A 21,745-nucleotide genomic window follows, 5' to 3' on the forward strand; every position below is an offset into this window, starting at 1 on the left:
CCACTTCCGCAAATTGTATTCACCTTACTAAGAAGGAGAATGGTGGCTACGACGGGATTCGAACCTGTGACCCCATCATTATGAGTGATGTGCTCTAACCAACTGAGCTACGTAGCCAATTTGTTTCGTTCTCCAAGCCGTTTGCCTTAGTGGCTGTCGTCTCGGGAACGGGGCGCATTATGCTCATACCAGCCAAAAGCGTCAACAGTTTTTTTTAATATCTTGAGAAAACCCGCTTGTTCGGCGCTTATTTGGACGAACTGGGCGAATGCCATGCTAACTTTGTATTTTGCTGGCCAAAACCTAGACAGATTAAGGGGTGGCGGTGAGGGGAAGAAATGTGATGCAGATAAAAGCTTGATAAAAAATAAGCCAGCGGGAGGGCTGGCTTATGGAATTTATAGACTCAAATGGTGAGAAATTGAGCGAAACGGCTTATACGTTAAAGCGGAAGTGAACCACATCGCCGTCTTGTACGATGTATTCTTTACCTTCCAGACGCCATTTACCTGCATCTTTCGCACCGTTCTCGCCACGGTATTCGATGAAGTTGTCGTAACCCACGACTTCTGCACGGATGAAGCCTTTCTCGAAGTCAGTGTGGATCTTACCTGCTGCTTGTGGCGCGGTTGCACCAACAGGGATAGTCCATGCACGTACTTCTTTCACGCCAGCGGTGAAGTAAGTTTGTAGGCAAAGCAGTTCGTAACCTGAACGGATCACACGGTTTAGGCCCGGCTCTTCGATACCCATGTCAGACAGGAACTCTTCACGGTCCGCGTCATCCAGCTCAGCGATTTCAGATTCAATCGCCGCACATACAGGTACAACAACTGCGTTTTCTTTTTCTGCGTACTCACGCACCATGTCTAGGAATTCGTTATCTTCGAAACCGTCTTCGCTAACGTTAGCGATGTACATGGTTGGTTTTAGCGTTAGGAAGTTCAGGTAACCGATAGCGGCTGCTTCTTCTTTGCTTAGTTCAACAGAACGCGCCATGCCACCTTCAGTCAGTACTGGCAGCATTTTTTCTAGGACTTTGATTTCGAATTTCGCATCGTTATCACCGCCTTTTGCACGCTTCGCCAAACGCTGGATCGCACGCTCACAGGTATCAAGGTCAGCCAGAGCAAGCTCTAGGTTGATCACTTCGATATCTGCAAGTGGGTTGATCTTACCAGCAACGTGAATGATGTTGTCGTTTTCAAAACAACGTACCACGTGACCGATCGCATCAGTTTCACGGATGTTTGCTAGGAACTTGTTACCCAGACCTTCACCACGTGATGCACCCGCCACTAGGCCAGCGATATCAACAAACTCCATGGTTGTTGGCAGGATACGCTCAGGCTTAACAATTTCAGCCAGTGCGTCTAGACGAAGATCCGGCACTGGTACAACGCCAGTGTTTGGCTCGATAGTACAGAACGGGAAGTTCGCTGCCTCGATACCGGCTTTGGTCAGCGCGTTGAATAGTGTTGACTTGCCGACGTTTGGCAAGCCGACGATTCCGCATTTAAAACCCATGGTGTGAAACCCTTTTGGTAATTGTTCGGTGAAACAGTTCGGCCGAGAGGGCCGAAAAGATGAATTCGTGGTTGGCTACAATTATTCTGCTTTGAATGAATGTAGTCGATTTTGTGCTTTGCTTAAGCCGTCTTTCAACAAAATATCCATGCAGCGCACCGCTTCATCAACCGCTGCATCAATCAGCTCTTGTTCTTTCGCAGGCGCTTTGCCAAGCACAAACCCGGCCACTTTGTTTTTGTCGCCAGGGTGACCAATACCGATACGCAGGCGGTAGAAGTCTTTGTTATTGCCCATTTTGCTGATGATATCGCGCAACCCGTTGTGGCCGCCATGGCCGCCGCCTTTTTTGAATTTGGCAACACCCGGAGGCAGGTCGAGCTCATCGTGTGCCACTAAGATCTCTTCTGGCTTGATCTGGAAGAAGTTAGCCAGGGCAGCCACGGACTTACCGGAAAGGTTCATGTACGTGGACGGGATCAATAAGCGAAGATCTTGGCCATTGGCAACGATCCGGCCGGTTTGGCCAAAGTATTTTGATTCTTCTCGTAGGCTAATGTTGTGTGCACGGGCCAGTTCTTCAACCACCCATGCCCCCGCATTGTGGCGGGTTTTAGCATACTCGGCACCGGGATTGGCCAGGCCGACTAATAGGCGAATGTTGTTACTCACGCTAATCTCTCAAGTCTTAGGGGCTTAAAACGCGCGCTATGTTATACCAAAAGTGGCGCAATTGATATCCTAACCCCTGCGCACCAGCGGCAGGGCAGGGTGCAGAGCGTCGCAGAATGAAAAACGCCCCGCACAAGGCGGGGCGTTTTTTCGTGTAACCGAGTCAGCGATTAGTGCTGGAACATCGCAGAGATTGACTCTTCGTTGCTGATGCGGCGGATTGCTTCTGCCAGCATGCCAGATAGCGTCAGTACAGACACTTTACCGGTTGCAACGATTTCGTCAGTCAGTGGGATAGAGTCAGTGACAATCACTTCATCAATCACTGATTCACGGATGTTCTGAGGAGCGCTGCCTGAGAATACTGGGTGCGTTGCGTAAGCAAATACACGCTTCGCGCCGCGCTCTTTCAGAGCTTCAGCCGCTTTACATAGTGTGCCGCCGGTGTCGATCATGTCATCAACGATGATACAGTCACGGCCTTCAACGTCACCAATTAGGTGCATAACCTGAGACACGTTTGCGCGTGGACGACGCTTGTCGATGATCGCGATGTCAGTGTCGTCAAGTAGCTTAGCGATAGCACGTGCACGTACAACACCACCGATGTCTGGAGAAACAACCACTGGATCTTCCAGGTTTTTCGCCAGCATGTCTTCTAGCAGCACTGGGCTACCGAATACGTTGTCTACTGGTACGTCGAAGAAGCCTTGGATCTGCTCAGCGTGCAGGTCAACAGTCAGAACGCGGTCAACACCCACGTTTGATAGGAAGTCAGCAACCACTTTCGCCGTGATTGGCACACGTGCAGAACGTACGCGGCGGTCTTGGCGAGCGTAACCGAAGTAAGGGATAACAGCAGTGATACGGCCTGCAGAAGCACGGCGAAGCGCATCAATCATTACAACCAATTCCATTAGGTTGTCGTTTGTCGGTGCACAAGTAGATTGAATGATAAATACGTCGCTACCACGAACGTTTTCATTAATCTGAACGCAGACTTCACCGTCGGAAAAACGGTTAACTGTTGCGTCGCCTAGAGAAATGTAAAGACGATCAGCAATGCGTTGCGCTAGTTCTGGTGTCGCGTTACCAGCAAACAGCTTCATATCAGGCACGGTGGAAACCTCAGGTTGCGTCCAAGTTGTATTTACTGACTATCCGTTGAATGTGTGCTCAAGGCTGTCAAAAGAGGAGATGTGTTGACACCTTTTGCGACAAATCCGTGTAGCCAGTTAGGTAAAGTATTCAGTATTGCAATGGCGTCTTGTTGAGTGCTAAATTCGGCGAACACACAAGCACCAGTGCCAGTCAATCTTGACGGCGCGTATTCTAACAGCCACGAAAGTGCCTTATCAACCTCGGGGTGCAGTGATCTGACGATTTTTTCGCAATCGTTTTCGTAAACCCCCGTCATTAGTGCGTTTAGCGGCCTTTTTTCACTGTCACGTTTCAGCTCAGGATGGGTGAAAATATCAACAGTGGCGATATTTACCTCAGGTTTTACCACCAGATACCACTTTTCTTCCGGCATCGCTGGCTGCAATTTCTCGCCCACGCCTTCTGCAAATGCACTCACGCCACGGACAAAAACCGGCACATCCGCGCCCAAACGCAACCCTAGCTCTGCCAGCGTGTCGACACTGAGGTGGGTTTGCCACAAATAGTTCAGGGCAACCAGCGTGGTCGCCGCATCAGAAGAACCGCCGCCCAGACCTCCGCCCATGGGTAAAATCTTATCAATATGGATATCGGCACCGGCCTGAATGCCCGCTTCACGGCGCAGCAGATCTGCCGCGCGGTAGATCAGGTTATCTTCTGTGGCGACCCCTTCAATGGCGGGCGTCAGGCGAATGTCGTTGCTGGCATTGGCGGTGATCGTCAACGTGTCGCTGTGATCCAGAAACTGGAACAGGGTTTGCAGCTCGTGGTAACCATCAGGGCGGCGGCCGGTGATGTAAAGAAACAGGTTCAGTTTTGCCGGTGCCGGCCAGTGTGTCGTGCGGGTGATCATAGTGCGCTCTAGTTGATAGACCAGGAGTGGATAACAAGGGTAATGCTCACGCCAGTGGTGCTCAGTACCATGCGTTTTGGCAGGGCGGGCGTGGTCGAGTAATCGTACTCGTTATAATCAAGCTGCCACAGTTTATCGTTGATTTGTTTTGCCAGATAGCTCACGCGACCATTGTTGTTCAGCTGGAAGGTATCTGCAGCTGTCGGCAGGCCAATCAGCCAGTCGCGCATTTGGGTTACCGGCAGGTCGATCCCGGTCAGTTGCTGCACCAGTTGATCGGCATTGACGCCCTGAAAGGTTTTGCCTTCGTTATTGATCAGCGTGACCTGCGATGGACGGGCATCCAGCTTGAGCAAGGTGCTCCCTAAAAAGTTGGTCAGTAGCAGGTGATCATGGCTGGCTGTGGTTTCCCACAACAAGTTGGCGCCAAAGCGTTGCTGACCTTTGTAGCCGAGCTTGCCTTTGGCTTGATAGTGATCGAGTTGGCGCAGTGCCTGTTCGTGCGCATTCCATTGGGTAGGGCGCTCGGTCGGTTGCTGGGTAGCACACCCGCTGAGCAGTGTCAGAAGGACAGGAAACAGGTAAAAACGGCGTTTGGCAGCGAGCGGTGCGCGCAGGGAGCGCCGGAAAGATAGCGTCATCAGCATCACTTATTCATCAGAGTTTGTCGCCAAACAATAGCGGTAAAAGCGCCAGATTTCCAATATCTTGATGCGAATCGAACAGGGATTTGTGTGGGTTTCTCAGCCATGTGGCAGGGGAAGAAACCACAACAATTACTGAGTTATGCCATATTGATTGGATCTGCGTTCTTTAATTAAGTTGGGGCATCAAGTAAAATCCGCCCTTAAACCTTTTTTCATCGGCGAAGTGGTACACCGTCTCCATGACATTGCTTGCACTAGGAATCAACCATAAAACAGCCTCTGTGGACTTGCGTGAACGGGTTGCGTTTTCGCCAGAAAAGATGGAGCAGGCACTGGCCGAATTAGCGGCACACCCCGACATTAACAGTGGGGTGATTGTGTCGACCTGTAACCGTACAGAGCTGTATTGTGACATTACTCAGTCAGGCCCCGGTATCATGATCGACTGGCTGACACAGTTTCACAATATCAGTACAGAAGAGCTGATGCCGAGCCTGTATTTCCATGAGGAACAGGCGGCAGTGCGTCATCTTATGCGCGTCTCATGTGGATTGGATTCACTGGTACTGGGCGAGCCCCAGATCTTAGGCCAGGTGAAACAATCTTACTCAGATGCCCGTGAGCGCCACATTGTCCACGGCATGTTAGAAAAACTGTTCCACAAAACTTTTACTGTTGCTAAGCGTGTACGCACCGAAACCGACATTGGCGGTAATGCCGTTTCTGTCGCTTTTGCTGCGTGTACACTGGCAAAACAAATTTTTGAATCATTGTCTGAGGCAACCGTGTTGCTGGTGGGCGCGGGCGAAACCATCGAGCTCGTATCGCGTCATCTGGTTGAACAAGGTTGTAACCGATTGATTGTGGCTAACCGAACGAAGGAACGTGCCGAGAACTTAGCGCGCGAGTTTGGCGCTGAGGTGATCAGTTTGCCGGAGATCCCTGAACATTTGCATCGTGCTGACATCGTGATCAGCTCCACCGCCAGTCCGCTGCCAATTATCGGCAAAGGCATGGTGGAAAAAGCGATCAAAGCCCGCCGTTACCAGCCAATGTTGCTGGTGGACATTGCGGTGCCACGGGATATTGAGCAAGAGGTGGGCGAGATCCGCGACGCGTACTTGTACAGCGTGGACGATCTGCACAGCATCGTAGAAAAAAACCGAGAGCAACGGAAAGTCGCGGCGATTCAGGCCGAAGCGATTGTGAGCGAAGAAAGCGCCGCATTCATGAGTTGGGTGCGTTCGCTGGAAGCGGTCGACAGCATTCGTGAATACCGTTGTCAGGCTGATGCCATTAAAGCGGACATGTTAGCACGCAGCTTACAGGCGCTGGCCAATGGCGGGGATCCAGAGAAAGTGTTGATTGAGCTTGGGAACAAGCTGACCAACAAACTGATCCACGCGCCAACCCGTGCCATGCAGCAGGCGGCCCATAATGGTGAACCGGAAAAGCTGGCTGTGATCCGTGAAACCTTGGGGCTGGATGCGCTTAAAAGCTAACGTAAGCCCCGCTGTTATTTATCATCATACCGGCAGAAAAGCGTTTTCTGCCCTTAGTGGAACCCAGTAGAAATCCATATGAAACCTTCAATTTTAGTGAAATTAGAAACGCTGGTTGAGCGTTATGAAGAAGTCCAGCACCTGCTGAGTGATCCAGGGGTGATTGGCGATCAGGACAAGTTCCGCGCGCTTTCCCGTGAATATTCACAACTGGAGGAAGTGACCCAATGTTTCCAGGCTTACCAGCAGGCGAAGGAAAACTTGGCGACGGCCGAGGAAATGGCCACTGAAGACGATCCTGAAATGCGCGAAATGGCGCAGGAAGAAGTGAAGGAAGCGAAAGTTGAAATCGAACGTCTGGAAGACGAGCTTCAGGTTCTACTGATCCCGAAAGATCCAAACGACGAACGTAACTGTTTCGTGGAAATCCGTGCCGGTGCGGGCGGTGACGAAGCGGGTATCTTTGCCGGTGACTTGTTCCGTATGTACAGCAAGTTCGCAGAATCGCGTGGCTGGCGTGTGGAAGTGATGAGCGAAAACCGCTCTGAGCAGGGCGGCTATAAAGAAATGATCGCCAAGATCAGCGGTGAAGCGGTTTATGGTACTCTGAAGTTTGAGTCAGGCGGTCACCGTGTACAGCGTGTGCCGGCGACAGAATCACAGGGCCGTGTTCACACTTCTGCATGTACTGTGGCGGTACTGCCAGAGATCCCAGAAGCGGAAATTCCAGAAATTAACGCAGGCGATCTGAAAATCGATACCTTCCGTGCATCAGGCGCGGGTGGTCAGCACGTTAACACCACTGACTCTGCGATCCGTATTACCCACTTGCCAACCGGTATTGTGGTGGAATGTCAGGACGAACGTTCACAGCATAAGAACAAAGCCAAAGCGATGGCGGTACTGGCTGCGCGTATTATTCAGGCAGAAGAAGAGAAGCGTCACGCAGAAGAAGCGAGCACGCGTCGTAACCTGTTGGGTTCGGGTGATCGTTCAGACCGTATCCGTACTTACAACTACCCACAGGGCCGTGTATCGGATCACCGTATCAACCTGACTATCTACCGTCTGAATGAGGTGATGGAAGGTGATATGAACAGCCTGATCCAGCCGGTGATCCAAGAACACCAGGCCGATCAGCTGGCAGCGATGGCTGAGCAACACTAATGACGAGTTCCATTGACGCCCAATTAAAGCGTGCGGTGGAGCAATTGAATGCAGCGGGCTCCGAGAGCCCGCACATTGATGCCGCCGTACTGTTGTGCCATGTGCTCGACAAGCCTCGCAGTTACCTGCTGACCTGGCCGGAAAAAGCCCTGGACGATGCCCAACTGGCCGCGTTTGAGGCTGTGATGGCCCGCCGTCTACAAGGTGAGCCGGTGGCTTATATCATCGGTGAGCGTGAGTTTTGGTCATTGCCATTGAAAGTGGCCCCTCATACGTTGATCCCGCGTCCGGATACCGAACGTTTGGTGGAACTGGCACTGGATAAAATCCCGGCTGGTGCGTGTGACGTGCTGGATCTGGGTACCGGTACCGGTGCGATTGCACTGGCCTTGGCCTCAGAGCGCCGCGACATCGCCGTGACCGGGATCGACCTGCGTCCGGAAGCCGCCGCGTTAGCGGAAGAAAACCGTTCGACACTCCATATTGCCAATGCCCGCTTTTTGTCTGGCAGCTGGTACAGCCCGCTGACGGCGGATGAGCGTTTTGCGGTTATCGTCAGTAACCCACCTTACATTGACGAAGCTGACCCGCACCTTGACCAAGGTGATGTACGTTTTGAGCCAAAGAGTGCGCTGGTGGCGGACGACAATGGCTTAGCCGATATTCGCATCATCAGTGAGCAGGGGCGTCAACATCTGCACACTGGCGGGTGGCTGTTGATGGAGCACGGCTTTGAACAAGGGCCGGCAGTGCGAGAAATTTTACATGCGTTAGGCTACCAGCAGGTGTCTACCGCACAGGATTATGCAGGCCTGGATCGTGTCACGATGGGCTGTTGGCAAGGATAAAAATCATGAATATGTATTTTGCAATGAAACACCTGCACCTCGTCGCGATTGCCTTGAGCGTGCTGCTTTTTGTCGTACGTTACATCCTGATGATGGCGAACTCGCCGTTGAACGACAAAAAGTTTTTGAAAATCACCCCGCACATCGTGGATACCGTGCTGCTATTGACCGGTATCGCGCTGATTTTCATCACCGGCTTTATGCCGTTTACGGAAGCCGGTTCTTGGCTGACACAAAAGCTAAGTTGTGTGCTGGCTTATATTGCACTGGGCTTCTTTACCCTGAAAATGGGCAGCAATAAAGTGTTCAAAACCTTTGCATTTCTTGGTGCGCTGGGCTGGTTGCTGGCCGCCGCTAAGATTGCCGTGACCAAAACACCGTTTCTGGGTTAATCATGTTACATTTTACCGAACAAGAATGGGATGACATGCCGCTGGTTGAGGGCGCTGTGCTGATGACCGAAATGGTTGAGCCAAGCTTTCCGGGCGCATGGGTGCGCTTGCAATTGTCGCGTCTGGCTGACGAAGCGGAGCAGGCACTGATGGATGAACCGAATGCCGAGCTGCGTCTTGAAGGATTGATCCGCCTGTTCTACCGTGAATGGGGGTTTAAGGGCGATCACGAGCAGTATTTTTCTGCCGATAACATCTACCTGGATCGCGTGTTAGAGCGCAAGAAAGGGATCCCTGTCAGCCTGGGTTCGATTTTTCTGTTTCTGGCAGAACGTCTGGACTTGCCGGTGTACGGCGTGGGTTTTCCGACCCAATTTGTTCTTAAGGTAGAATGGTTTAACGGCCAGACTCAGTACATTAACCCGTTTGACGGTGAGTACCTGAGTCAGCACATGATGAGCGCATGGCTGAAAGGTCACCATGGCCCGTTTACCGAATTGCGGGATGAGTATTTCGAGACCGCCGAGCATATCGATATTCTGGCTCGTTGGCTGACGGTGATGAAAAGCGCCTTGCTGCGAGAAGGCCAGTTTGCTGAAGCATTGCGTTGCAGTGACGTGGTCCTCGATGCCTTTCGTCCAGGCGATCCCCATGAAATCCGCGATCGTGGCTATATTTATCAACAGTTGGATTGCAGTCATGCTGCAGTCATGGACTACGAATATTTTATCGAGCAATGTCCTGAAGATCCGGCAGCAGAGCTGTTGAAGATTCAGGTGGAAGAGCTCAACAAAGCGCCGCTGGTTTTCCACTGATAGCGGCGATGACAATCTAAGAGAGAAGATGATGGAACAAAAAGTTGTTCGCGTTGGCGATATTGACGTTGCCAATGACAAGCCCTTCGTCCTGTTTGGTGGCATGAACGTACTGGAATCACGTGATTTGGCGATGCAGATCTGTGAAAAGTACGTAGAAGTGACGGACAAACTGGGTATCCCTTATGTCTTTAAGGCGTCTTTTGACAAGGCGAACCGCTCTTCTGTGCATTCATACCGTGGTCCGGGTATGGAAGAAGGCCTGAAGATCTTCCAAGAGCTGAAAGACACCTTCGGCGTGAAAATCATCACGGATATTCACGAGCAGTACCAGGCGCAGCCTGTCGCTGACGTGGTTGACGTGATCCAGCTACCGGCTTTCCTTGCGCGCCAGACTGACTTGGTGGAAGCGATGGCAAAAACCGGTGCTGTGATCAACGTGAAGAAACCACAGTTCATGAGCCCAGGCCAAGTCGGCAACATCGTAGAGAAGTTTGCTGAATGTGGTAACGACAACATCATTTTGTGTGAGCGTGGTGTGTTGCACGGTTACGACAACCTGATTGTGGACATGCTAGGTTTTGACGTGATGAAGAAGGCGTCAAAAGGCAGCCCAATTATTTTTGACGTGACACACGCACTGCAGTGCCGTGAAGCGAACGGTGCTGCATCAGGCGGTCGTCGTGAGCAGACGGTTGACCTTGCACGTTCAGGTCTGGCAACCGGTATTGCGGGCTTGTTCATGGAAGCGCACCCAACGCCAGATCAAGCGCGTTGTGATGGTCCATCTGCATTCCCATTGGATAAGCTGGAGCCATTCTTGCGTCAGCTGAAGCAGCTCGATGATTTGATCAAAGGTTTCGATCCTATCGAAATTAACTGATCGCCGCTTGTGCGCCGTCCTTCAGTGTTCCTCACGGAATGGCCGCGATACTAAGCAAAAAAATGCATAACACCCCGGTGAGCAATCATCGGGGTGTTGTTTTATTAAGCGATTTCTCTTCTTTTATAAAAAAACGCAAAAACTAAAATTTTAGTGATTTATTCTGTTCTTGTGTTTTTAATTTGTATTTATATCTGTCTTTTTAAGAAAGACATGGTTTTTACACCCTGCCTGTTCATGGCTATCAAGTCAGAAGTCTGCCTGCCGCGTTTTGAGTATTTCATTCTGTCTATGCATACTCACCACCGATTATTATTTTGTATAGCTAGGTGGTCACGTGTCATTATCTCAAGAAACTCAGCCGGTTTGCGAAACACCGCAAACGACGCGCTGGAACAAGCACGATACAAGTTGGATGCTGAGTCTCTTCGGGACGGCGGTCGGTGCCGGGATCCTTTTCTTGCCAATCAACATTGGTATGGGCGGCTTCTGGTCGATGGTGATCATGGCATTGCTGGCCGGTCCGATGACCTATTTTGCCCACCGTGGTCTGGCGCGTTTTGTGCTGTCGTCTTCACGTCCTGAATCGGATTTCACCGATGTGGTGGAAGAGCATTTTGGCCAGAAAGCCGGTCGTATGATCTCTTTGCTGTACTTCCTGTCAATTTTCCCCATTCTGTTGATCTACGGTGTGGGCCTGACTAACACCGTGGACAGCTTCATCGTGAACCAGCTGGGCTGGGAAAGTCCGTCACGTATTGCGCTGTCGGGTCTGCTGGTATTTTTGATGATTGCGGTGATGATGGCGGGTGAGCGTGTGATGCTGCGTGCCTTTGAAATTATCGTTTACCCATTAGCGGCGATTCTGGCGGGTTTGTCTTTCTACCTGATCCCAAGCTGGCAGTGGCCTGATCTGTCTCTGGGCATGAGCGTGCCGGACTTTACTTTGTCACTGTGGTTAGCTATCCCGGTATCGGTTTTTGCCTTCAGCCATGCGGCGGCGATTTCGAGCTTTGTGCATGTTCAGCGTCGTCACTACGGTAAGCAGGCTGACGTGAAGTCAGAGCAAATCCTTAAGCGTACGTCTATCATGCTGATCGCTTTTGTGCTGTTCTTTGTGTTCTCGTGTGTCCTGAGTCTGACGCCGGAGCAGCTGCAGGAAGCGAAACAGCAAAACGTGTCTGTGTTGTCTTACCTGGCAAACATCTATGACAGCCCGTTCATTGCGCTGTTGGGCCCATTCATTGCCTTTATTGCGATTTCATCGTCGTTCCTGGGCCACTTCATGGGCGCACGTGAAAGCCTGAATGGCATGATGCAAAAGCAGGTGTCTTTGTCACCACGTGCGATTGATAAGCTGGGTATTGCCTTCCTGTTCTTTGCGATTTGGTTTGCGGCGGTGATGAACCCGAGCATTCTGGGCATGATGGAAGCGTTGTCTGGCCCAGTGATTGCGATGATCCTGTTCCTGATGCCAATGATTGCGGTATTAAAAGTGGATGCTCTGAAAGCGTACCGTGGCCATGCAAGCACCTACTTCGTGCTGGTGATGGGTGTGTTGGCGGTTTCTGCGATTGTGTTCGGTTTGCTGTAAAGTGACGCCAGACCTTTAAATACCGAAACAATAAAAAAGGCGATATCTGTGAAGATATCGCCTTTTTGCGTTTTAACGTTTTACGTTCAGCGCTTACAGCTTGAAGCGGTTGATCTCTTGCTGTAGTCGACCAGACAGATCAGACAAGGCAGCAGCCTGCTGAGCGGCCGTCAGGGCTTCTTGTGCCAGCTCATTGGACACATCGCGGATCCCTTGCGTATTGCGGGTGATTTCTGCGGTCACAGAAGATTGCTCTTCGGCGGCAGAGGCGATTTGTGTCGCCATATCACTGATATTGGTCACCGCGCTGTTGATCTGCGACAGGCTGGTGGACGCGGAGTTCGCATCGTCCACGCTGGTTTCAGCCAAACGGCGGCTGTCTTCCATGATGCCTACGGCGCGGCCTGTCGTCTGCTGCAAGGTCTCAATCATTTGCTGGATCTCTTGCGTCGACGCATGGGTACGCTGGCTCAGAATACGCACTTCATCGGCTACCACGGCAAAACCACGGCCTTGTTCACCGGCGCGGGCTGCTTCAATCGCCGCATTCAGTGCCAGCAGGTTTGTCTGCTCGGCAATGCCCTGAATGGTCGACAAAATGGTGTTGATGCTTTGGGCGTGGGTATTCAGCTCGCTGATCACACCTGTTGCGCTGTCTACTTCACCGGCCAGGCTTGAAATTGACTGCTGGCTCTGGTTCACCTGTGTGGCACCGTATTCAGAGGCATTCACGGTTTCACCGGCAGTACGGGCAGTATTGTCCGCATTGCCTGCGATTTCTTGCGTTGCTGCCGCCATTTCATTGATCGCGGTTGCGACCATGTTGATTTCATCTTGCTGGTGTTGAATACGGGTGCTGCGCTCTTCTGCCTGTTGCGCGGTTTGCTGCGCTTGGGCACTCAGTGACAGAGACACTTCGTTCAGTTTCACCACCATCGCATGCATGTTGCCGACAAAGCGGTTGAAGTTATGTGCCAGCAGGCCGACTTCGTCATTGCTGCGAGGTTCGAGACGCTGGGTCAGATCGCCTTCACCCGTGGCAATTTCTGCCAGTGCGTCAGACACGCGGGTTAAATCCTGGAACAGGTAGTTCACCAATAGTGTGACCGCACCAACGACAAGCAGGGTGATCACGATAGAAGTCAGGATCAGCTGACGCAGCAAGCTGGCGTGGCTGGCTTCTTCTGTTGCGCGATCCATTTCAATGCCCAGCACCCAGTCGGTGTGCGGTACATTCACGAAATAGAACAGCTTCTCTTGATTATTCACATGGGCAATTTCGATGCTGCCCGTCTGGGTAGATTTCTCAATCATGCCTATATTGAGCTCGTTGCTCAGACTGTTGAGGGGTTTGAGTAGCAGGGACTTATCAGGGTGGGCAAGGAAAGTGTTGTCCTGCTTGTTGATCAGCATGGCGTAGGCATTTTTACCCGCATCCAGATTGATCACGTCGTTGATCAGTTGATCAATCAATACATCGGCACCGACGACGCCCAGCAGGTTACCGTTTTTATACAGCGGCTCTGCGATAGTGATCAGCAAAGAATTCGTGATCGCATCCCGGTACGCCGTGGTGATGATTTGCTCACGGGCGCTTTGTGCATCACGGTACCAAGGGCGGGTACGTGGGTCGTAATCTGCGCGGTTACGTTCTGGGTGTGAGCGGTACATCTCACCAGCAGGTGTGCCGAAAAAGATGTCATCAAAGCCGCCGGCATTACGCGCTTGTTGTAAGTAAGGCACTTTGTCGGCCGCTTGGCTATAAGGGTTAAATGCAGAAGCGATATCGCGGCGAATATCCATCCAGTCGGTGATGCCCACACTGGCTGCCTTGGCCAGACTGTCTGCACGGGCATAAATGCCATTTCGGTTTTGTTCAAATAACTGACCTGCGGCAATCCACGTTAAGGCTGAAGCCATAATGACTACAGCAGACAGGCTTGCACCGATCAATTTTTGTTTTAAAGTCAGCGTCATTGTTTCTTTTTAATCCTTAAAGAGAATTTTGCGCTGGATAGTATAGTTTTGTAGGAATTTTCGCACTGAGTAGTGACAGATATTCCTTACCTGTATGTACACTTTTCAGATTAGTGTGATCTAAGACACATTTGTCCGTTTTTTTGGCGTGAATCGATCAGTCATTTTCTGGCAGATCTAATGCAAAAAGGTGAAGTGAAAGCGGTTGGAATGGACCATCTTTTTTAGATGTTTAGACGTCTATAAGTTGACTGTGATAGCAGCAACAATTAGTCTAAGCCATCAATTTACAATAGATGTCCTGTAGTCATCATGTCGAACAAAACACAACCATCTGCAACAGAGCCTGCGCCGTCGGCATTGGCCTTACTCCCTCTGGGAATATTCCTGACCCTGTTTATTGGTGTCGGGACTTACCTGACCCTGCAAGGGGTTGATTTTGCTTTTTATCAGTTGCCTGCACCGGTTGCAGTATTGCCTGCGGTTGTCGTAGCCATTCTGCTGAGTAAAGAAAAACTGAATAAAGCCATTGAGCAATTTTTACGTGGTGTCGGCCATAGCGACATCATTGCGATGTGTATGATTTACTTGCTAGCGGGTGCCTTTGCATCTGTGGCTAAAGCGACCGGTGGCGTCGATGCGACCGTGAACCTTGGCCTGGCGATGCTGCCAGCGAGCATGATCCTGCCGGGTATCTTTGTGATTTCAGCCTTTATTGCGACGGCCATGGGGACCTCCATGGGGACGATCGCAGCAGTGGCACCGGTTGCGTTGGGCATCGCCCAAACAGCGGGTATGGATGTGGCACTGACTGCCGGTGTTGTGTTAAGTGGCGCGATGTTTGGTGACAACCTTTCTATCATCTCTGATACCACCATCGCTGCGACACGCTCTCAGGGCTGTCAGATGAAAGACAAGTTCCGCGAGAACATCCGCATTGCGCTTCCGGCAGCATTGGCGGCGGTGTTGTTGTTCCTGTTCAGCAGCACACCGACAGATTTGCCGGCCACCACACAGATTGAATGGCTGAAAGTGCTGCCATACATCACCATCTTGGTGCTGGCAGTATCAGGCATGAACGTGTTTGTGGTACTGAGCCTGGGTATTGTGCTGGCAGGGGGCATTGGCCTGATCTCGTCGGAAACTTACAATCTGACCACCTACAGCAAAGACATTTATGCGGGCTTTGGCAACATGCAGGAAATCTTCCTGCTATCGATGCTGATCGGCGGTATGGGTGAGCTGATGCGCCGTCAGGGTGGCTTGGCGTACTTGACGCAATTGGTGAGCCGCGTGATCCGTGTGTTCAGCAAGCAACACAGCGAAGGCCAGAATCTGCGTGCGAGCGAGTTGGGTATTGCCGGTTTGGTGAGTATGACGAACTGCTGTACGGCTAACAACACGGTGGCGATTATCGTTTCTGGTGGTGTAGCCCGTGAGTTGGCAGAAGAAAATGGCGTGACACCGCGTCGTTCAGCCAGTTTGCTGGATATCTTCTCATGTGTCATTCAAGGTTTGTTGCCATACGGCGCTCAGGCGTTGCTACTGGGTTCTGTCTTTAGCTTGTCGCCAATCGAAGTCGTATCACACTCTTACTACTGTGTGTTCTTGGCGGTCTCGGCGATTGTTGCCATCTTCCTGAAACACTCTTCGCGCAAGGTCGCGACAGCGTAATGACGGCGCAATCATAATGTTGAGATAGCTGTCTCGACATCGATGGAATCGGACAAAGCCTCACTTCGGTGGGGCTTTTTTTATACGAAAAACAAGCCGGAGAGTGATCCCGTTAACAGAATATTGGGTGGGTTTTAGTAGGGTGTTCCCTGTCACGTAGAATGAGACGAAAAATGACAACCCACTTTTTACACAACGGGGATAAGTGACTCATGGCTGAGCGATTTTTTATCAAAGCAGGATTAGCAGCAGCGATTTTGGCGGGCTTAACGGGCTGTGCTGGCCTGACGGATACAGCGCAACCGAGTTGGCAGGCTGATCAAACCTATAAATTCACCATTTTACATACCAACGATCACCATGGCCGTTTCTGGCACAACAACTACGGTGAGTATGGTATGGCTGCGCGTAAAACGTTGCTGGATCAGCTACGGGCAGATATTGCAGCACAAGGGGGCACGTCATTGTTGTTGTCGGGCGGTGACATCAATACCGGTGTGCCAGAGTCCGACCTACAGGATGCAGAGCCGGATTTTAAAGGGATGAACCTGCTGGGTTACGATGCGATGGCATTGGGTAACCACGAATTTGATAACCCGTTAGAGGTGTTGCGTAAGCAAGAAGCATGGGCGGAGTTCCCGATGCTGTCAGCCAACATTTATGACAAAACCACCGGTAAACGTTTATTCCAGCCATACCAAATCTTTGAGCAGCAGGGGCTGAAGATTGCGGTGATCGGTTTGACGACCGAAGACACTGCGAAAATTGGTAACCCGGAATACATTGGTGGCGTGGAGTTTCGCGATCCGAAAGTGGAAGCCAAAGCCCTGATCGCCGAACTAGAGCAAACGGAAAAGCCGGATGTGATTATCGCGGCAACCCACATGGGTCACTATGCTGATGGTCAGCGCGGGGTGAATGCGCCGGGCGATGTGGCATTGGCACGCTTTATGGAGCCGGGTAAATTGGACATGATTGTGGGTGGTCACTCACAAGAGCCAGTGTGTATGGAAGGCCCGAATCTGTACAACAAGAATTTTAAGCCTGGCGATGCTTGCCAGCCGGATCAGCAAAACGGCACGTGGATTGTACAAGCCCATGAATGGGGTAAGTATGTGGGCCGCGCTGACTTTGAGTTCAAAAACGGTGAGCTGCGCATGATCAGCTACGATTTGATCCCGGTAAATCTGAAGAAGAAAGTGACCTTGCCGGATGGCTCTAAAGAGCGCGTGTTCATTCAAGATGAAATTGCTCAAGATGCCGATGTGAAAGCATTTTTGCAGCCGTATCAGGAGCAAGGTCAAGCACAGTTGAACGTGAAGATCGCCCAGTCTAACGGTAAGTTGGAAGGGGATCGCGATGTGGTGCGTTTTGAACAAACCAACTTGGGGCGTTTGATCGCCGCGTCACACATGGCGCGCGCCAAAGCCGATTTTGCGGTAATGAACTCCGGTGGGGTACGCGCATCCATTGAAGGTGGCGATATCACCTATAAAGATGTGCTAACCGTGCAGCCGTTTGGCAACATTGTCACTTACATCGATATGACTGGTGCAGAAGTGCAGGACTACCTGAATGCAGTGGCGACTAAGCCGGTGGATTCAGGCGCTTATGCCCAGTTCTATGGGGTATCGATGACAGTGAAAAATGGTCAGGTGAGCGATGTGAAAATTGGCGGTAAGGCACTGAATCCTGCTGAGACATACCGTTTTACCGTGCCAAGCTTTAATGCGGCAGGGGGAGACGGTTATCCGAAACTGAGCGATCACCCTGGGTATGTGAACACCGGCTTTGTGGACGCGGAAGTATTGAAAGAATACTTGGAAGCCAACAGCCCGATTGATGTGAATGCCTTTGCACCTCGTGGTGAAATTACCTACCGCTGATATGAGGACAAATCGCCGTCAGCATCAGTGAAAACGTGAAGAAAACGCCTCGGGTAAATCGGGGCGTTTTTTTGTTTAGGCAATCTAACTTTGACGCAGTTTTATATTGGGGGGGAGAGCCGGCTTACGCTATATTGGCTTTTTTGATAGAGAAGTGGATCTGTTATGACGCCTGCTATTGACCTTGCGAAGAAAAAGAAAGTTGCCCACACCATTCACCAGTATCAACACGATCCGGCGAATACCAATTTTGGTTTGGAAGCGGCAGAGGCATTAGGACAGGATCCGAAAACCGTATTTAAAACCCTGCTGTTTGCATTGAACGGCGATCCGAAAAAACTGGCGGTGGCGATTGTGCCGGTGGCCGGTTTGCTGGATCTGAAAGCGGCGGCAAAAGCGGCAGGTGGTAAGAAAGCCGACATGGCCGATCCGCATTTGGCGGAGAAAACCACCGGCTACATTGTGGGTGGGATCAGTCCGTTAGGGCAGAAGAAACGCCTACCGACCTTTTTGGACAGCAGTGCAGAACAGCTTGAAACAATCTGCGTCAGCGCGGGGCGTCGTGGCCTTGAAATTGAGTTGGCACCGGCAGACTTGTTGGCGCTGACAGGCGGCAAGTTTGCACCGTTAGCCAAAGCTTAATACGCTACACTTTGTGGCTAATAGGGCTAAGGGCGGTTGAAGCTTATGGTGGCAAAAAAGTGGTGAGGTCGAAGGTGCTGTGATGGAACACATCAATCTGAATTTATTGCGGACATTGCAAATTTTGCTGGAAGAGCGTCATGTCAGTCATAGTGCAGAGCGCTTGTACCTGACCCAATCGGCGGTCAGTCGCCAATTGACGCAATTGCGCGAGATGTTTGTGGACCCATTACTGATCCGAGAAGGTAATGGCCTCGTGCTCACCGTGAAAGCCAGCCAGCTCAAACCTCGTATTGATCAGATCTTGGCAGATTGCAGTGATTTGCTGGTGGATCCGTCCTTCAGCTCTGAACATTGGCAGGGCACCATGGTGATGGCCTCGTCAGATTACGTGGCACAATACATTTTGCCGGACATTGTGGTGCAATTGCAGTCGCAAGCGCCGGCATTAAACCTGCATTATCAGCTCTGGCAGCCGGCGCAAATCGGTAAATTGGCAGAGCTGAATATTCAACTGGTCTCGACCATGTTACCCGCCATTCCGGATGGCTTGTGTGGGGCACAAATCGGCGCCGACTTCCCAGTGGTGGTGATGCACAATCAGCACCCTTTAGCTTCATCCCCCGCGCTGTCAGCCAGTGATCTTTCCCTCTATCCCCATGTCCGAGTCTCTGCCGGTGGTGACAAAGACAGTTTTGTTGATGGCGCATTGCGAACGCTCGGCCTACAACGTGAGGTACGCTTATCTGTGCCGTTTTTCAGCGCCGCGTTTAATGCTGTGTGTCGCACAGAAATGCTGATGGTGATCCCGCAGCACATTGCCCATAACATGCAGGCCCATTTTCCCCTTACACATAAGCCCATGCCGTTAGTGACGACCGAGCATCGGTATTGGTTATTGTGGCATCCACGCTATGATGCCGATCCAGCTCATCGCTGGTTTCGAGAGCAAGTGCTGGCGGTATTGCAGGACTCCATGTATTCCATTTGATCCCTCTTAAGCGAGCGATGAATGGACTATGATCTGAATTCATTACCACGATGATTTCTTTTGATTTCCGCGAATAGCGCGTCATTGCTACAGTAGCGTCATGACTTAAGGAGAATAGCAATGACTTTCACGATTTGGCTTTCGTTATTAATGGTTTGTATGCTCGGGGCAATGTCTCCGGGACCAAGCTTAGCGGTGGTAGCGAAACACAGTTTATCGGGCGGACGCCTGCATGGGGTGGTTACCTCTATCGCGCATGCTATGGGTGTGGGTGTGTATGCATTAATGACGTTGCTGGGTTTGGCATTGGTGCTCAAGCAATCCCCGTTATTATTTGATGTGATCACTTATGCCGGTGCGGGTTATTTGGCGTATTTAGGTGTGAATGCACTGCGTTCAAAAGGGGGCGTTGCCGCTAAATTGGCTGCCGGTAAACCGAGCAGTTTATGGGAAGCCGCCCGTGATGGTGCGATGATCTCACTGTTGAACCCGAAATTGGCGTTGTTCTTCTTAGCGCTGTTTAGTCAGTTTGTCGCGGTTGGAACCGAGTTTAGCAGCCGCGCCATTATCGTCGCGACGCCATTGCTGGTGGATGGTTTGTGGTACACCTTGATTGCGATTGTGTTGTCGAATCCGCGTGTGTTGGAAAAGCTGCGCAGTAAAGCCATGCTGATTGATCGTCTGTCGGGTGTCGTCTTGATTTTGCTGGCGGTCCGTGTGGTGATGCAGGCGTAATGGCAATGAAAAAAGGAGCATGATGCTCCTTTTTTGTTTTTCATGCTGTGTGTATTGCGGCGTTAGCCTTGGCGCTTACTGTGGCGTTCGCGGTTTTCCAGTTTCTTTTCCGGACTTTTTTTCAGCATCACATACAGCGCACCATTGCCGCCATGTTGGCGCAAGGCAGAATGGAAACACATCACATCGCTGATTTGTTCCAGCCAGGTGGCCACATAGCTTTTCATCAAGGCAGGCGGGTTAGATTTTTCTCCTTTGCCGTGCACGATGATCACGCTACGAATGTCCATGCGTTGGCATTGGCGCAAGAAGTTCAGTACCTCATCTCGGGCTTCACGCAGGGTTTTGCGGTGTAAGTCCAGACGTGCCTGAATATCATATTTACCCAGACGCAGCTTTCTGAAAACACCATCTTGCACACCGTCACGCTTAAACTCGACCATATCATCGGGTTTGAGCATCTTGGCATAATCCAGAGAAAGGTATTCCGGATCACTGTCAGACAATGTCTGCGCGGCTAAACGACGGGCAAGTTGTGCTTCAGTCGCTTGATGTTGCGCGGAGAGAGTGACGGTATCTTGTTGGAGTGGTGACACATCGGCCATCATTTCTCGAAAGAGATCGAGTTCATCATTATCAGACATGGGCATTTACGGTTGGGTGTTCATGGCGATAATTATACCCATATCACCGGAAGAGAAAAAATAAATCCAGGATCAACACCGACAAGTTTGACCCTGGTGCAAGCACATGACTTGGCGAAATGGCTCTAGTGAGGAGATGGGGCTGACAGTGCCTTATAAATAAAGAAACCACCAAAAAACAACATTAATCCTAATGCGCCAAAGATGACGATCATTGAAGAAAGGCCCACAGCATTGCCGAAAAGTAGGTCTAGCCAAAAATCCATAGAGACTCCTTGGTCACAACGTATTGATTGTAAAGAGTAGTTCGTTAATTACGGGTTACATCCACGATGGCGTAATAAGACTTACCATATCGAATGATGCAATTTTGTTACGATGATCTGGATCAATGGTGTCACCATTGTGTCCACTTTGTGTTTGTTGATGAGGGGTTGATCGCTTTTTCATCTTTCGTGCTGCATCTGTGCGCAATTAAAGCGTGAAATGAAAAAAAATGGGCTTTCCTCTTGCCAAATCTCATTTGCTGAGTAATATAAGCGACCTCAGCAGTGACAACGCTGTTGACAAGTAAAGAGTTTTAAGCTTTTTACGAATGTCGGTGAATGTTCGGCTTGGTAGCGCATCTCAGAGTTCTGGGTATGGCGGACCAGAGGGTCGGGGGTTGCTAAAACCTTGTAGATCCTGATTAGCCTCTTCATGGACCACAATTTAAACGTGATGGTTTACAAGAACCATTATGTATGTCGGTGAATAGCGCAGTTTGGTAGCGCATCTGGTTTGGGACCAGAGGGTCGGGGGTTCGAATCCCTCTTCACCGACCACTATTAAAACGTAGTGGTTTGTAAAAACCGTTATGTATGTCGGTGAATGATCGGTTTGGTAGCGCATCTCAGAGTTCTGGGTATGGCGGACCAGAGGGTCGGGGGTTGCTAAAACCTTGTAGATCCTGATTGGCCTCTTCACGGACCACAATTAAAACGTGATGGTTTACAAAAATCATTATGTATGTCGGTGAATAGCGCAGTTTGGTAGCGCATCTGGTTTGGGACCAGAGGGTCGGGGGTTCGAATCCCTCTTCACCGACCACTATTAAAACGTAGTGGTTTGCAAGAACTGTTATGTATGTCGGTGA

Annotated in this window: 20 protein-coding genes and 3 tRNA genes; 14 read left to right on the forward strand and 9 right to left on the reverse strand. The window is 50.8% G+C overall.

What is annotated here, in order from left to right; all coding sequences use genetic code 11:
• Window positions 1-40 precede the first annotated feature (40 nt).
• The 6 genes from ABT58_RS07635 to lolB form a co-directional block, all read right to left on the reverse strand.
• A tRNA-Met gene (locus ABT58_RS07635) sits at window positions 41-117 on the reverse strand.
• Between the two features lie 318 nt (window positions 118-435).
• Window positions 436-1,527 carry a redox-regulated ATPase YchF gene (gene ychF, locus ABT58_RS07640; RefSeq protein WP_047873809.1) on the reverse strand — a complete coding sequence of 364 codons (1,092 nt, stop codon included), beginning with the start codon at window positions 1,525-1,527 and terminating at the stop codon, window positions 436-438.
• Between the two features lie 81 nt (window positions 1,528-1,608).
• On the reverse strand, window positions 1,609-2,199 hold the full coding sequence (gene pth, locus ABT58_RS07645) for an aminoacyl-tRNA hydrolase (protein ID WP_047873810.1): 591 nt from the start codon (window positions 2,197-2,199) through the stop codon (window positions 1,609-1,611).
• 170 nt (window positions 2,200-2,369) lie between these two features.
• Window positions 2,370-3,317, reverse strand: coding sequence for a ribose-phosphate pyrophosphokinase (locus tag ABT58_RS07650; protein ID WP_146147287.1), 948 nt, complete (start codon window positions 3,315-3,317; stop codon window positions 2,370-2,372).
• Between the two features lie 32 nt (window positions 3,318-3,349).
• Window positions 3,350-4,213 carry a 4-(cytidine 5'-diphospho)-2-C-methyl-D-erythritol kinase gene (ispE, locus tag ABT58_RS07655; protein WP_047873812.1) on the reverse strand — a complete coding sequence of 288 codons (864 nt, stop codon included), beginning with the start codon at window positions 4,211-4,213 and terminating at the stop codon, window positions 3,350-3,352.
• Between the two features lie 8 nt (window positions 4,214-4,221).
• The gene (gene lolB, locus ABT58_RS07660; protein ID WP_107205127.1) at window positions 4,222-4,854 is read right to left on the reverse strand and encodes a lipoprotein insertase outer membrane protein LolB; all 633 of its coding nucleotides are present in this window, start codon (window positions 4,852-4,854) and stop codon (window positions 4,222-4,224) included.
• A 245-nt stretch (window positions 4,855-5,099) separates the two neighbouring features.
• Here lolB and hemA point away from each other — a divergent pair, with 245 nt between their 5' ends.
• The 7 genes from hemA to ABT58_RS07695 all read left to right on the forward strand — a co-directional run bounded on the left by hemA (window position 5,100) and on the right by ABT58_RS07695 (window position 12,061).
• On the forward strand, window positions 5,100-6,362 hold the full coding sequence (hemA, locus tag ABT58_RS07665; protein ID WP_047873813.1) for a glutamyl-tRNA reductase: 1,263 nt from the start codon (window positions 5,100-5,102) through the stop codon (window positions 6,360-6,362).
• 78 nt (window positions 6,363-6,440) lie between these two features.
• Entirely contained in the window at window positions 6,441-7,529 is a 1,089-nt protein-coding gene (gene prfA, locus ABT58_RS07670) for a peptide chain release factor 1 (protein ID WP_047873814.1), read from the forward strand.
• The gene (gene prmC, locus ABT58_RS07675; protein WP_047873815.1) at window positions 7,529-8,377 is read left to right on the forward strand and encodes a peptide chain release factor N(5)-glutamine methyltransferase; all 849 of its coding nucleotides are present in this window, start codon (window positions 7,529-7,531) and stop codon (window positions 8,375-8,377) included. Before prfA ends, prmC begins: the two co-directional genes overlap by 1 nt.
• Window positions 8,378-8,388: 11 nt before the next feature.
• A complete protein-coding gene (locus ABT58_RS07680) occupies window positions 8,389-8,769 on the forward strand; it encodes a SirB2 family protein (RefSeq protein WP_047873828.1) in 381 nt (126 codons plus the stop codon).
• Between the two features lie 2 nt (window positions 8,770-8,771).
• On the forward strand, window positions 8,772-9,584 hold the full coding sequence (locus ABT58_RS07685) for a SirB1 family protein (protein ID WP_047873816.1): 813 nt from the start codon (window positions 8,772-8,774) through the stop codon (window positions 9,582-9,584).
• A gap of 28 nt (window positions 9,585-9,612) precedes the next feature.
• Window positions 9,613-10,467, forward strand: a complete 855-nt coding sequence (gene kdsA / locus ABT58_RS07690) for a 3-deoxy-8-phosphooctulonate synthase (RefSeq protein WP_082211018.1) — start codon at window positions 9,613-9,615, stop codon at window positions 10,465-10,467.
• A gap of 337 nt (window positions 10,468-10,804) precedes the next feature.
• A complete protein-coding gene (locus ABT58_RS07695) occupies window positions 10,805-12,061 on the forward strand; it encodes an aromatic amino acid transport family protein (protein WP_047873818.1) in 1,257 nt (418 codons plus the stop codon).
• 93 nt (window positions 12,062-12,154) lie between these two features.
• Here the strand turns inward: ABT58_RS07695 and ABT58_RS07700 are convergent, their stop codons facing one another.
• Window positions 12,155-14,038, reverse strand: coding sequence for a methyl-accepting chemotaxis protein (locus ABT58_RS07700; RefSeq protein ID WP_047873819.1), 1,884 nt, complete (start codon window positions 14,036-14,038; stop codon window positions 12,155-12,157).
• A 312-nt stretch (window positions 14,039-14,350) separates the two neighbouring features.
• Here ABT58_RS07700 and ABT58_RS07705 point away from each other — a divergent pair, with 312 nt between their 5' ends.
• The 5 genes from ABT58_RS07705 (at window position 14,351) to ABT58_RS07725 (ending at window position 19,966) form a co-directional block, all read left to right on the forward strand.
• The gene (locus tag ABT58_RS07705) at window positions 14,351-15,712 is read left to right on the forward strand and encodes a Na+/H+ antiporter NhaC family protein (protein ID WP_047873820.1); all 1,362 of its coding nucleotides are present in this window, start codon (window positions 14,351-14,353) and stop codon (window positions 15,710-15,712) included.
• Between the two features lie 212 nt (window positions 15,713-15,924).
• Window positions 15,925-17,598: a bifunctional UDP-sugar hydrolase/5'-nucleotidase UshA gene (gene ushA / locus ABT58_RS07710; RefSeq protein WP_047873821.1), complete on the forward strand. Its 1,674-nt coding sequence runs from the start codon at window positions 15,925-15,927 to the stop codon at window positions 17,596-17,598.
• Window positions 17,599-17,763: 165 nt separating this feature from the next.
• On the forward strand, window positions 17,764-18,240 hold the full coding sequence (ybaK, locus tag ABT58_RS07715) for a Cys-tRNA(Pro) deacylase (RefSeq protein WP_047873822.1): 477 nt from the start codon (window positions 17,764-17,766) through the stop codon (window positions 18,238-18,240).
• Between the two features lie 79 nt (window positions 18,241-18,319).
• Window positions 18,320-19,231, forward strand: a complete 912-nt coding sequence (locus tag ABT58_RS07720) for a LysR family transcriptional regulator (RefSeq protein ID WP_189595485.1) — start codon at window positions 18,320-18,322, stop codon at window positions 19,229-19,231.
• Window positions 19,232-19,351: 120 nt separating this feature from the next.
• Window positions 19,352-19,966: a LysE family translocator gene (locus tag ABT58_RS07725; protein ID WP_047873824.1), complete on the forward strand. Its 615-nt coding sequence runs from the start codon at window positions 19,352-19,354 to the stop codon at window positions 19,964-19,966.
• Window positions 19,967-20,028: 62 nt separating this feature from the next.
• On the opposite strand, the gene smrA is transcribed toward ABT58_RS07725, so the two are convergent.
• Window positions 20,029-20,610, reverse strand: coding sequence for a DNA endonuclease SmrA (smrA, locus tag ABT58_RS07730; RefSeq protein WP_047873825.1), 582 nt, complete (start codon window positions 20,608-20,610; stop codon window positions 20,029-20,031).
• Window positions 20,611-20,735: 125 nt separating this feature from the next.
• On the reverse strand, window positions 20,736-20,876 hold the full coding sequence (locus ABT58_RS23690; RefSeq protein ID WP_047873826.1) for a DUF3149 domain-containing protein: 141 nt from the start codon (window positions 20,874-20,876) through the stop codon (window positions 20,736-20,738).
• Window positions 20,877-21,357: 481 nt separating this feature from the next.
• On the opposite strand from ABT58_RS23690, the gene ABT58_RS07740 reads away from it, so the two are divergent.
• A tRNA-Pro gene (locus ABT58_RS07740) sits at window positions 21,358-21,434 on the forward strand.
• A 188-nt stretch (window positions 21,435-21,622) separates the two neighbouring features.
• Window positions 21,623-21,699 (forward strand) — tRNA-Pro (locus ABT58_RS07745).
• The last annotated feature ends 46 nt before the right edge of the window (window positions 21,700-21,745 follow it).

The organism is Photobacterium aphoticum (assembly GCF_001029435.1).
Lineage (GTDB): Bacteria > Pseudomonadota > Gammaproteobacteria > Enterobacterales > Vibrionaceae > Photobacterium > Photobacterium aphoticum.